This window comes from Paraburkholderia sp. (genome assembly GCF_036488795.1).
Classification (GTDB): Bacteria; Pseudomonadota; Gammaproteobacteria; order Burkholderiales; family Burkholderiaceae; genus Paraburkholderia.
Window position 1 is genome coordinate 42,973 of record NZ_DASXHA010000171.1, and the last position, 12,011, is coordinate 54,983.

At 62.8% G+C, this 12,011-nt stretch carries 9 protein-coding genes; 7 read left to right on the forward strand and 2 right to left on the reverse strand.

Annotated features, from left to right (window positions below):
* Positions 1-248 precede the first annotated feature (248 nt).
* The gene (locus VGH41_RS25275; protein ID WP_331600396.1) at positions 249-1,841 is read left to right on the forward strand and encodes a hypothetical protein; all 1,593 of its coding nucleotides are present in this window, start codon (positions 249-251) and stop codon (positions 1,839-1,841) included.
* A gap of 44 nt (positions 1,842-1,885) precedes the next feature.
* Here the strand turns inward: VGH41_RS25275 and VGH41_RS25280 are convergent, their stop codons facing one another.
* The gene (locus VGH41_RS25280; RefSeq protein ID WP_331600397.1) at positions 1,886-2,824 is read right to left on the reverse strand and encodes an SMP-30/gluconolactonase/LRE family protein; all 939 of its coding nucleotides are present in this window, start codon (positions 2,822-2,824) and stop codon (positions 1,886-1,888) included.
* Between the two features lie 248 nt (positions 2,825-3,072).
* Here VGH41_RS25280 and VGH41_RS25285 point away from each other — a divergent pair, with 248 nt between their 5' ends.
* Together VGH41_RS25285 and VGH41_RS25290 are read left to right on the forward strand one after the other, a co-directional pair.
* On the forward strand, positions 3,073-4,620 hold the full coding sequence (locus tag VGH41_RS25285; protein WP_331600398.1) for an altronate dehydratase: 1,548 nt from the start codon (positions 3,073-3,075) through the stop codon (positions 4,618-4,620).
* A 117-nt stretch (positions 4,621-4,737) separates the two neighbouring features.
* Entirely contained in the window at positions 4,738-6,030 is a 1,293-nt protein-coding gene (locus VGH41_RS25290) for an MFS transporter (RefSeq protein ID WP_331600399.1), read from the forward strand.
* Positions 6,031-6,126: 96 nt separating this feature from the next.
* On the opposite strand, the gene VGH41_RS25295 is transcribed toward VGH41_RS25290, so the two are convergent.
* Positions 6,127-7,110, reverse strand: a complete 984-nt coding sequence (locus tag VGH41_RS25295; RefSeq protein WP_331600400.1) for a D-glycerate dehydrogenase — start codon at positions 7,108-7,110, stop codon at positions 6,127-6,129.
* A 132-nt stretch (positions 7,111-7,242) separates the two neighbouring features.
* Between VGH41_RS25295 and VGH41_RS25300 the strand changes: the two genes are divergently transcribed.
* From VGH41_RS25300 to VGH41_RS25315, 4 genes are all read left to right on the forward strand, one after another.
* Entirely contained in the window at positions 7,243-9,018 is a 1,776-nt protein-coding gene (locus VGH41_RS25300) for an IlvD/Edd family dehydratase (RefSeq protein ID WP_331600401.1), read from the forward strand.
* 184 nt (positions 9,019-9,202) lie between these two features.
* On the forward strand, positions 9,203-9,880 hold the full coding sequence (locus VGH41_RS25305) for a GntR family transcriptional regulator (protein WP_331600408.1): 678 nt from the start codon (positions 9,203-9,205) through the stop codon (positions 9,878-9,880).
* Positions 9,877-10,683: an NAD(P)-dependent oxidoreductase gene (locus VGH41_RS25310; RefSeq protein ID WP_331600402.1), complete on the forward strand. Its 807-nt coding sequence runs from the start codon at positions 9,877-9,879 to the stop codon at positions 10,681-10,683. Before VGH41_RS25305 ends, VGH41_RS25310 begins: the two co-directional genes overlap by 4 nt.
* A 160-nt stretch (positions 10,684-10,843) precedes the next feature.
* Positions 10,844-11,833 (forward strand): LacI family DNA-binding transcriptional regulator, encoded by a 990-nt coding sequence (locus VGH41_RS25315; protein ID WP_331600403.1) that lies wholly within the window; start codon positions 10,844-10,846, stop codon positions 11,831-11,833.
* The last annotated feature ends 178 nt before the right edge of the window (positions 11,834-12,011 follow it).

Consider the following 12,011-nt stretch of genomic DNA (forward strand, 5'->3'; position numbering starts at 1 on the left):
AGCGGAAGCTCAAGGATAGCCGGATCCGGCTCCGGTCTGCCTCGCGTGAAGTCGCGTGCGCCGCGAGCATCGCTTCTAGCAGGTTGCGCGGTGGCGCGCTCCCGGGTTCGCGCACGACGGTCTGAAACCGGTCGGCGCCGACCCTGAATCGCAATCGCATCGCTTTTTTAAAGCCGCATCGCTCAATCGTCTAATCCTTGTTAAACGAGGCCCGGTGTGCAAACCGCGTCTTGACGAGGAGAAGCGCGATGATCGAATCCCTGTTTTCGGTGCTCCAGGCGGACGCGAGCTACCTTGTCGCCACCGTACTCGTTTGCGTGTACGCGGCAAACCGGTTCAATACGCCGCGGGCCGTCCGATCTCAAACGAGCCGCGTCCAGTACTACAGCAGTCTCGCGGTCTATGTCCTGTCGTGCGAAGCCCTGATGCTGTGCTTCACGTGGCTCTTGCAACAGGAGCCGGCGGTGGTCTCGACGCTGCTCGGTGAAGACAACGCGACCATCCCCCAGGATCTCGCGGGGCTGCAAACGCCGCTCGTGTCGGCGCTGATCCTGACCGCTCTGCTGCCGACCTTTCCGGTCCTGCATAAAGTGGACGCGTGGATGTTGCGAGCTTTTCACAAGCTTGGTGCGATTCCCCTCAATGCCGTGCGCTGGTCTCAACGAATGGGGCAGGCCTCCTTCAAGATCAGCGAATCGATCCTGACGGACACACAGCGCTATATTCGCGACACGCCGATCTTGCCGAACGCGCTGGTCGCGCAACTGACGCGTGACGAGGTGTCGAACGCGACTGCCTACGCGTTTAGCCGCGTGATGGTGGTCTATGTCGCGCAATCGAAACTGGCCGGCCGCCCGGACTTCGAAGACGATTTCAAGGACGACATCCAGTCGTTCGAGAAAGCGATGAGCGCGTTCTTCGCGGATGCTGTCGGCTACTTTGCGATCGCTGCCCAGCTCGCCCCGCTCGATATGCGCCCGGCGCCGGACATCGACGACCGGTTTAGAAAGCGCATCGCCGAGGCAGACAGCGACATCCGGCTCATGCTGGCGCGCACGCTGTTATATAGCGGGAAGACCGAGGCGTCGATGGTGGGCGAGCTGCAGGCAATGGGATTTGAAATCGACAAACCGCGCATCGTCGTGATACCGGTCAACCTGTTATGCGCGGATCTGGTCGGCGTGATCGCGATCTTTTTGATCGCGACGCTGTTCTCTTCGAAAGACATGCCGCTTGGCAAAGCCCTTACGATCGGCCTGATGGTGGCGATCAATCACTGTATTGCGGCTGCGCTAGCGCTACTGCCAAAACAGAAATGGGGTTTTGCCGACATTCGCTGCGCGAACGAACGGCCTTACCTCGCCTATCTTCTTTCCGCGTTAGCGACGTTCGCAATCTGTCTGCCCGTGATGTACGCGTTCTATGTGTACCGGCAGGTGGCGCTGCTCGACAGCGGCCCGTTTCTGCCGTTCGCGGCGCAGTGCAAGTGGTTGATCCTGTCGATGGTGTTGTCGGCGGCCCTGGCATTCGAGTGCGACGACTTTTTGCGCCAGCGCGTCGAGCCGAGCTGGCTGCGCCCGCTCGAAAGCGCCTTGCTCGCGCTGTTGATGGCGGCTGCGGGCGGGTTCGTCAGGCAGTTGCTGCTACCCGACCAGATGGCGCTTCACCCGGGAGGCGCGATCCCCAATCTCTGGCCGCCGGTCCTGATGAGTGCAACCATTGGCGCGCTGTTTGGCGCGACGATTCCGAGCTGGTATCGCAAGAGCGAAAAGAAAGACCCTGCAGCCGGTGCCGCGTGCCAGCCGCAGCCCATGGCGCCCCATGCCGGAGCCGAGACCTAGACTCCGGCATCGCATCAGGGTTCAGCTCGTGGGCGGGGATGCGCTTAACCGCCCACCGCACCTTGGGTGTTCACGTGCACGGCGTAAATGGATTGCGACGAAGCCATAAACAGGCGGTTGCGGGCGCGGCCGCCGAAACACAGATTCGCGCAACGCTCCGGTAGCGCGATGCGGCCAATCATCTTGCCGGCGGGCGAAATGACCATGACGCCGTCCAGTTCGTCGCTGCCCATGCCCCAGCCGCACCAGAGGTTGCCGTCGATATCCGCGCGCATGCCGTCGATCGTGCCCACCCCGGCATTGAAGAAAACCCGCCCGCCGCCGATCCGCCGCCCGTCCGCCTCCATTTCGTAGACGTGAATCAGCCGCTCGGGCACGGCGCGCGACTCGATGATGTATAGCAGCCGTTCGTCCGGCGAAAAGCACAGACCGTTGGGACCTTTCAGATCGCGCGTCACGACTGACGCCTCACCGGTGACGCCGTCGATCCGGTACACCGAGTGAGGCAGTTCCTGCTCCGCCTTGATGCCTTCGTAATGTCCGGCGATCCCCATCGGCGGGTCCGTGAACCAGATTGACCCGTCTGATTTCACCACCAGGTCGTTGGGCGAATTCAGGCGCTTGCCCTCGAACGAATCCATCAATACGGTAATGCTGCCGTCATACTCCGTGCGCGTGACGCGCCGGCCATGCTCGCAGGTGACGAGGCGCCCCTGACGGTCGCGGGTATTGCCGTTTGCGAAGTTGGACGGTTTGCGAAATACGCTGACTGCGCCCGTCTCTTCTTCCCACTTCAGCATCTGGTTATTCGGGATGTCGCTCCACAGCAGATAGCGGCCGTCGCCAAACCAGACCGGACCCTCGGTCCAGCGATACCCGGTGGCGAGACGCTCGACCGCCGAAAAGGCGACGCGGTATTTATCGAAGGAAGGATCGAGCGAAATGATGCGCGGATCGGGATAGCGCTCAGCCTGCTGCCACATAAGTCTGTCTCCGGTGCTGGGGTGGGGTGGACGTCTTGCGAGGTCACGGAATCAGCCCAGTATACGGCAAAACGAGTAAGCGCTTTCTCTTGTGTTCCGGCAGACTTTCCCATACAGTGCCTCAAATTATGACGCTCTCCCTTGACCCGGCTGGGCGATTTCATTCATCAGAGAAAGCGATTACTTAAAACACGTGAGTTCGCGGTGCGCTGCGGCGCCCGTGTGCGACTCAACGAGGCTGTGAATTCATGATTGAGCTGTCCAGCAAGACCATCAGTGGGCCGGTGATCCGGCTGCATCCCGCCGACAACGTCGTGATCGCGCGCGTCGAGATGTCGATCGGCACGCCGGTGCCGTCTGAAGATCTGGTCAGCCGCAGCCAGGTGCCGGCGGGGTACAAGCTTGCGGCACGCCGGATCGCGCGCGGCGAGGCGGTCCGCAAATACAACGTCGTGATCGGTTTTGCCGCCTGCGAGATTGCGCCGGGCACGATGGTGCACGATCACAACATGGAGTTTCGCGAATTCGATCGCGACTACGCGTTCGCCGTCGACTATCAGCCGGTCGAGTTCTTGCCGCAGGCGCAGCGTGCGACTTTTCAGGGCATCGTGCGCGCCGACGGTGAAGTCGGAACGCGCAACTACATCGGCATTCTGTCGACGGTGAACTGTTCGGCCACCGTCGTGCACAAGATCGCCGAGTGGTTCACCCCGGAGCGGCTCGCCGATTATCCCAATGTAGACGGCGTCGTCGCATTCAGTCATTCGATTGGCTGCGGTATGGAAATGAGCGGCGAGCCGATGGCGCTGCTACGCCGCACCATGGCCGGTTACGCACGCCATCCGAATCTCGCGGCGGCACTGATTGTCGGACTAGGTTGCGAGCGCAACCAGTTGCACGAACTGCTCGCCGATGAGCGGCTCGAGCGCAGCGCGCGTCTGCACACGTTTACGATGCAGCAGAGCGGCGGCACGCGCAAAACCATCGAAGCGGGCATTGAAGCCGTCAAGGCGTTGTTGCCGCAAGCCAATCGCATCCAGCGCACCACGGTCGACGCGAGTCATCTGAAAGTCGGGCTCCAATGCGGCGGCTCGGACGGCTTCTCGTCGATTACCGCGAACCCTTCGCTTGGCGCGGCAATGGACCGCCTGGTTCGCCACGGCGGCACCGCCATCCTGTCGGAGACCCCGGAGATTTACGGTGTCGAACACACGTTGACGCGTCGCGCGGCAAGCCGCGCGATAGGAGAAAAACTGATCGAGCGCATCCGCTGGTGGAAGGACGAGTATTCGGTGAACCGCGACGTGCAGATCAACGGCAAGGTGAGTCCGGGCAATCAGGTGGGCGGTCTCGCCAACATCTTCGAAAAATCGATCGGCTCGTCGATGAAAGGCGGCACGGGTCCTCTGATGGAAGTCTACCGCTACGCCGAACCCGTCAAAGCGCACGGCCTCGTGTTCATGGACACCCCGGGCTTCGATCCGGTGTCCGCGACGGGGCAGATTGCCGGCGGCGCGAATCTGATTGCCTTTACCACCGGGCGCGGTTCGATGTTCGGCGCGAAACCGGTGCCGTCGCTCAAGCTTGCGACGAACACGCCCATGTACGAGCGCCTCACCGAAGACATGGACCTGAATTGCGGCGGCATTCTCGACGGCGTCGCTTCGATCGACAGCACCGGCGAGGCGATTTTCGAGGCGCTGCTGAAAGTGGCGTCGGGCGAGCGCACGAAGAGCGAGTTGCTCGGACTGGGCGACCACGAGTTCGTGCCCTGGCAAATCGGCATCATGAGTTGACGGGGCGGCGGCGCTTTGGTGCCGCAGAAGTACCACGCAGGACCAGGCTTTTCGACGCACGCATCCACCAGAAGATGCGGCCCCTCATCGCAATCAGATACCCATGGTTGGAGACACATGAACTCCGGTAAATATCGTTATGTGGTCGCCGGTCTGCTATTCGTCGCCGGTGCGATCAATTACATGGACCGGGCGGCGCTCGGTATTGTTGCGCCGATCGTCGGCAAAACGCTGGCGCTCTCGCCGTCGCAGCTCGGCGTCATCTTCAGCAGCTTCTTCATCGGCTACTCGATTTTCTCGTTTCTGGGCGGCTACTTTGCGGACAAGTTCGGCACACTGCGCGTGTTTACGTGGTCGATGGGACTCTGGTCGCTGTTTTGCGGGCTGACCGCGACAGCCACCGGGTTCGTTTCGCTGCTGATGTGCCGCGTGTTCTTCGGCATCGGCGAAGGGCCGATGAGTTCGAATACCAATCGTACGATTTCGAACTGGTTTCCCCGCCATGAAACCGCGACGATGATCGGCTTCACCTTCTCCGGCCAGACGCTCGGCAATGCGATCGCGGGACCGGTGGTCGGACTGATCGCGCTTGGCTTCGGCTGGCGCGCATCGTTTATCGTGATCGCGGTGCTGGGTTTCCTGTGGTTGCTGAGCTGGCGCTTCTTCGCCACCGACAAACCCTCCGAAAACCGTCGCGTCGGCGCGGGCGAGGCGAAACTGATCAACGACAGCCGCGCCATTGCGGAAGCGCGCAACGTCGAAGACGACGGCATGACGCTCGGTTCGTATCTGCGCCGCCCGAGCACGCTCGCCCTCGGCGCGGGTCTGTTCGCGGTGAACTACACGCAGTACGTGTTCATCTCATGGCTGCCGAGTTATCTGACCAACGTGATGCATCTCGACCTCAGGTCGATGAGCATCATCACGTCGATTCCGTGGGTCTGCGGCGCGATTGGTTATTTCGGCGGCGGCCTGCTGGGCGATTTCGTCTACAAGCGCATGGACGATCCGATCAAGGCGCGCAAGCTGGTCGCCACGATTCCGCTGGCGCTGTCAGGTGTCGCGGTGCTGAGCATTACGTCGGCGGGTTCGTTGACGGCAGCCGTGGCGCTGATTGCCGCCGCGCTATTGTTCCTGACCGGATCGTGCCAGTCGATCTGGGCCATTCAGCACGAGATCCTGCCGCTGCACCGCCAGGGCGGTGTAGGTGGTTTCATCCACTTTCTCAGCAATCTGTCGGGGATTATCGGGCCTGCGCTGACTGGTTTCCTGATCCAGTACTTTGGCGGTTATCACAGCGCGTTCATGTTCGGTGCGCTGATTGATTTCGCGGGCGTGCTGGCGATGCTGGCGTTCATCAACAGCCGGCCGCAGGCGAGCCCGGTGGTAGCGGCGCATTCGCCGAATTGAGCAAGTGAAGCGGCCGCTTCGGGTTGAACGAGGCGCGCCGCTTTTAACGCCAGGACCATGCTTTAAAGACGACGCGCTTACGCGGTTCACATCAGACTACGGCAACGCCCGCGCGTCGACGGCCGCCGGATTCACACACGTTTCGCTCAGCTGCCCTTGCAGCGCGTCGGCCAGATTTTGCGCCGCGCGGCGCGCCATCGCTTCACGCGTTTGAGCCGTCGCCGAACCGATATGCGGCACGATCACCACATTCGGCAGCGTGAGCAGCGGTGAATCCGCAGCCAGCGGTTCGCGTTCGAACACGTCGAGACCGGCGCCGAGAATACGGCCTTCGCGTAACGCCTCGATCAGCGCGGCTTCATCCACGATCTGTCCACGCGCGCAGTTGACGAGAATTGCGCTCGACTTCATCAGACGCAGTTCGGCCGCGCCGATAAGCTTTTCAGTCGCAGGCGAAAGCGGCACCAGGATACACACGAAGTCCGCTTCGGCGAGCAAGGCGGGCAAGGTCCGCCACTGCGCGCCGAACGCCTCTTCCGCCGCGGGATTGCGCGAGCGGTTTGCATACAGCACGTTCATGCCGAAGCCGTGCGCCGCACGCCGGGCCACGGCGGCGCCGATGCGCCCGAGGCCCACGATGCCGAGCGTCTTGTGATGCACGTCGACACCGAATTGCGCGGGTCCCGACGATGCCTGCCATTCGCCGCGGCGAGTCGAGGCGTCCAGCTCCGCGATGCGGCGCGCGGCAGCGAGGATCAACGCGAACATCAGATCGGCGGTCGTTTCGGTGACTTCGTCGGGCGTATTGCACAGGACGATGCCGCGGCGCGTGAGTTCGGGCACGTCGAAATCGTCGTAGCCCGCGGAGATGGTCGACACCACTTCGAGGTTGGGCGCAGCGTCGAGCAGGTCGCGGGTCAGCTTCAGCTTGTTGCCGATCGTGCCATGCGCGCCGGCGAGCGCGGCGAGGAAAGCGTCGCGCTGGGCATCGGCGTCGGCGAAGGTCACGTCGCATGCGGCTTCGAGGATTCGGAGAGCCGCCGCAGGCAGCTTGCGATAGGCGACAACGCGTTTTTTCATCGGGACATCCGCTTAAAAAAGAGAGAAGGGGAGATGCAGCGTAAATTTATGGAAAGCGCTTACTTGCGGAGCACTATAAGTCCCGATAGAATCATCGTCAACATTATCGATAATCCAGCCGAGGGCATCACAATGGCAGACAAGCTCAATGACGACCAGCGGGACGACCAGCCGGGCGACGCTTCGCAGCGCGGCTTACGCAAGGGTCTGACGAATTACGGGGACGCAGGCTTTTCGCTGTTCCTGCGCAAGGCGTTCATCAAAGGCGCGGGCTATACCGACGACGCGTTGTCGCGGCCCATCGTTGCGATTGCCAACACCGGCAGCGCATACAACCCGTGTCACGGCAACGCGCCGCAACTGGTCGAAGCAATCAAGCGCGGCGTGATGCTGGCGGGCGGCTTGCCGGTCGAATTCCCGACCATCTCGATTGCGGAAAGCTTCTCGCATCCCACCAGCATGTATCTGCGCAACCTCATGTCCATGGACACAGAGGAGATGATCCGCGCGCAGCCGATGGACGCGGTGGTTCTGATCGGCGGTTGCGACAAGACGGTGCCCGCGCAGCTGATGGGCGCCGCGGCGGCCGGCGTGCCCGCCATCCAGCTCGTGACCGGCGCCATGCTGACCGGCTCGCATCGCGGCGAGCGGGTCGGCGCGTGCACCGATTGCCGCCGCTTCTGGGCGAGCTTTCGCGGCGACCAGATCGACGCGGATGAAATCGACGCGGTGAACAACCAGCTGGTCGCGACGGTCGGCACGTGCTCGGTGATGGGCACGGCGAGCACGATGGCGTGCATCGCCGAAGCGATGGGCATCATGTTGCCGGGCGGCGCCTCGCCGCCGGCCGTCAGCGCGGACCGCATCCGTATTGCCGAGCGCACCGGCGCCCAGGCGGTGGCGATGATCGGCGCGAACCTGACGCCTGCCAAAATACTCACGCCGAAGGCAATCGAAAACGCGCTACGCGTACTGCTCGCCATTGGCGGCTCGACCAACGGCATCATCCATCTGACCGCTATCGCCGGGCGCCTCGGCATCAAGATCGATCTCGACGCGCTCGACCGCATGGCGCGCGAGACGCCGGTGCTGGTCGATCTGAAACCTTCGGGGCAGCACTATATGGAAGACCTGCATCGCGCGGGCGGCCTCACCACCGTGATGCGCGAAATGAAGGACCTGTTGCATCTGGATGCACTGACCGTCACGGGCCGCACCCTCGGCGAAGAACTCGACGCTGCGCCGTCGAGCTTCCCGCAAGAAGTCGTGCGCCCCTTCAACAAGCCGATCTTCCCGCAAGGCGGCATTGCGGTGCTGCACGGCAACCTCGCGCCGGGCGGCGCGATCATCAAACAGTCGGCGGCGAACCCCGACTTGATGGAGCACGAAGGCCGCGCGGTGGTGTTCGAAAATGCGGAGGACCTCGCCCGTCGCATCGACGATCCGGATCTGGACGTCGAAGCGCATGACGTGCTCGTGCTCAAGCAGATCGGACCGGTCGGCGCGCCGGGCATGCCGGAGGCGGGCTACATCCCGATTCCGCGCAAGCTCGGACGGCTGGGCGTGAAAGACATGGTGCGCATCTCCGACGGCCGGATGAGCGGGACGGCGGCCGGCACGATCGTGCTGCACGTGACGCCGGAATCGGCGATCGGCGGGCCGCTCGCGATCGTGCGTACCGGCGACCGGATTCGCTTGAGCGTGGCGAAGCGGTCGATCGAACTGCTGGTGAGCGACGCGGAAATCGCCACACGTCTTGCGGCCGTGCCGCCGCGCGTCGCGGATCCGGAAGCGCGCGGTTATCGAAAGCTGTTCCTGACCACCATCACGCAGGCCGACGAAGGATGTGACTTCGATTTCCTGAAGGCATCCCGAACGGTTGCCACGGTACCTGGAAACAAGCCGTGATGCTACGCTCCGTGGCTTCCCGATCCGTGTGGACCCCTACGGTATGAGCAACGCCGTCACTTCGAAACGCACTACAGGCGCACGCGCGAAAATGGCCACGCCCACCGCCGTCGAAAGCGGCGCGGCGCAGCGGCGCGCAAGCGCAGCCGCGCCCATCGTGCGCGACCGCAACACCGACGAAACGATGCGGCGCGTCGCCGATCAGCTCGAAGAGCAGATCGTGCTCGGCCTGTTGCATCCGCGCGAACGGCTGGTTGAAGACGACCTGTGCGAGCGATTCGGCCTGAAGCGTCACGTGGCGCGACAGGTGCTGAGCGAAGTCGAACGGCGTGGGCTGATCGAACGCCGCCGGCATGTGGGCGCACTGGTGAAGTCGTTCAGCGCGCGCGAAGTGGCGGAACTGTATGCATTGCGCGAGTTGCTGGAGACCGACGCGGCGAACCGCATCGTGTTTCCTGTCGACGCGGCGCGCCTTGATGAACTCGAAGCGCTGCAGGCACAGCACGACGCCGCCGCGGCAGAGGGCGATTTGCGCCGGGTGTTTCGCGTCAACATGGCATTTCACCGCGCGTTTTTCGCCTTGTCGGGCAGCCAGGTGCTCGTCGATGCGATTCACGAATACGAGCGGCGCACGCACGCAATCCGCTCGGTATCCATCGTATTTCCGCCGCACCTGGAGAAAGCGCGCGCCGAACATCATCAGATGATCGACGCTTTGCGGCGCGGCGATCGCGAGGGTTTGATCGCGCTGTGCCGTGCGCATCTGGTGCCCTCGCGCGACGCCTATCTGAACGCGTATCACCAGCGCTCAGCCGCTGCGGCGACGTTTGCCTCATTCACAGGGAATGGAGACATCGAATGAAACGGGTTTTGATCACCGGTGCGGCTGGCCAGATTGGCCGCGTGTTGCGTGCCGGTTTGCGCGGCCAGTATCAGTTGCGTCTTGCGGACATCGCGCCGCAAGCTCCCGCGGGTGACAATGAAGAAGTCGTCAGCGCCGATATCACGAAGCTCGAAGCGCTCGTGCCGGTGATGCAAGGGGTGGACGTCGTCGTGCATCTGGCCGGCATTCCTGATGAGGACTGCTGGGAAAAGATCCGCGATATGAATATCGAAGGCTGCTACAACGTGTTCGAAGCGGCGCGGCAGGCCGGCGTCAAACGCGTGGTGTTCGCCAGTTCGAATCATGCGGTGGGTTTTCATCGCCGCGACCGCATGATCGACGATACCGTCGCACCACGTCCCGATAGCCGCTATGGCGTATCGAAAGTGTTCGGCGAAGCGCTTGGACGCATGTATGCGGACAAGCACGGCATGTCGGTCGCATGTATGCGGATCGGCTCGTTCCGTCCGGACAATCAGCCCACCGCGCCACGCCACCTGTTCACGTGGATCAGCCATCGCGACATGGTGCAGCTGACGAAGCGCTGTATCGACTATCCCGACTACCACTTCCTGATCGTGTACGGCGTATCGGGCAATGCGCGCAACCGCTGGGACAATGCGAACGTGCGCCGGCTCGGCTATGCGCCAGAAGACGATGCCGAACTGTCTGCCGCAAAAATCGCGGCAAGCGGGCAGATCGAAGACGCGCGCGAAGCACTCTTTCACGGCGGCTTCGGCTGTCTCGTGGAGTTCGACGGCGCACCCGGGCGGATCGACTAGCCACCACCCTGACCCGGTTATCGCCATCGCTGCCAGCCGCACGTTATAGAATGCGGCACAGGGATGGCGCGATGGTGCGCCTCGACACCGGGCAGGGTGCAAGTTGAGCACAGAGACAAAGAAAAGAGCGCCGCGTCGCAAATCGAATGCAATTTCCGTGATGGATGTTGCGCGTGCCGCCGGGGTATCGACGGCGACCGTTTCGCGCGTGTTGAACGGCAAGGCAACGGTCGCCCCCGCATTGCAAAGCCGCGTGCGCGAGATCGCACAGGAACTGGGTTACACGCCGCATGCCGCCGCACGCGCACTGGCTTCGCAACGCTCGAAGACCATCGGCGCGGTGATTCCGTCGCTGGAAAACCAGAACTTCGCCATCGGCGTATTCGCATTGCAAAAGCGCATCGGCGAGGCGGGCTATACGTTGCTGCTCGGATGCTCGTACTACGACCAGGACGATGAGCTCAAGCAGGTGCGCGCGCTGATCGCCGACGGCATCGCCGGGCTGATGCTGGTGGGTCGCAGCCATTCGCCGGCACTCTATGAGCTGATCGCAAAAGAACAGATTCCGCTCGTCAACGGCTGGACGGTCGATCACGATCATCCATATGTGGGCTTCGACAACGTGGCGGTGGGAAGGCGGCTTGCCGAGTATCTGCTCGATCTCGGGCATGTGCGCTTCGGTATGATTACGCAAATGACCCAGCACAGCGACCGCGCCGCGGATCGTATCGTCGGCGTACGGGCGGCGTTGCAGTCGCGCGGGCTGCAGTTGCGCCATGAGCATCTGATCGAAATGCCGCACAAGATCATTGAAGGTCAGATGGCGATGAAGGCGCTGATGAACGGCCCCGACCGTCCAACCGCCGTGATCTGCGGCACCGACCTGCTCGCGATCGGCGCGCTGGCGCAAGCGCGCGAGTCGGGCATCGACGTGCCGGGCGAGTTGTCCATCGCGGGCATCAACGACATTGAATTTTCCAGCTTTACCACGCCGCCGCTGACCACGATGCGCCTTGCCGCAGATGAAATCGGTGCACGCAGCGCGGAGTATTTGCTGGCGTGCATCGAAGGGCGCCCGGTGAGTTCGCAGAACATCGTGCCAACCGATCTGATCGTGCGCGGCACGACAGGACGTCCGCGTAAGCGCTAGCCGGTGTCGTGCGACACGAGTCTCATTCGCATGCCTCACTAGACAGTATGACTCCGTGAGGCAGAGGCTGGCCCACCGCGAGGAATCAGACGCGGGTTAGCATGACTGCCAGAGCCGCACGGTGCGGACAGGGGCCGCACCCGGCGATTTCCGGCACGGAGGCCAGCATGGAACACAA

What these genes read in the sequence shown, in the direction of transcription:
- VGH41_RS25275 (WP_331600396.1), top strand. Translation starts at nt 249, where the DNA reads ATGATCGAATCCCTGTTTTCGGTGCTCCAGGCGGACGCGAGCTACCTT.
- VGH41_RS25280 (WP_331600397.1), bottom strand. Translation starts at nt 2,824, where the DNA reads ATGTGGCAGCAGGCTGAGCGCTATCCCGATCCGCGCATCATTTCGCTC.
- VGH41_RS25285 (WP_331600398.1), top strand. Translation starts at nt 3,073, where the DNA reads ATGATTGAGCTGTCCAGCAAGACCATCAGTGGGCCGGTGATCCGGCTG.
- VGH41_RS25290 (WP_331600399.1), top strand. Translation starts at nt 4,738, where the DNA reads ATGAACTCCGGTAAATATCGTTATGTGGTCGCCGGTCTGCTATTCGTC.
- VGH41_RS25295 (WP_331600400.1), bottom strand. Translation starts at nt 7,110, where the DNA reads ATGAAAAAACGCGTTGTCGCCTATCGCAAGCTGCCTGCGGCGGCTCTC.
- VGH41_RS25300 (WP_331600401.1), top strand. Translation starts at nt 7,243, where the DNA reads ATGGCAGACAAGCTCAATGACGACCAGCGGGACGACCAGCCGGGCGAC.
- VGH41_RS25305 (WP_331600408.1), top strand. Translation starts at nt 9,203, where the DNA reads ATGCGGCGCGTCGCCGATCAGCTCGAAGAGCAGATCGTGCTCGGCCTG.
- VGH41_RS25310 (WP_331600402.1), top strand. Translation starts at nt 9,877, where the DNA reads ATGAAACGGGTTTTGATCACCGGTGCGGCTGGCCAGATTGGCCGCGTG.
- VGH41_RS25315 (WP_331600403.1), top strand. Translation starts at nt 10,844, where the DNA reads ATGGATGTTGCGCGTGCCGCCGGGGTATCGACGGCGACCGTTTCGCGC.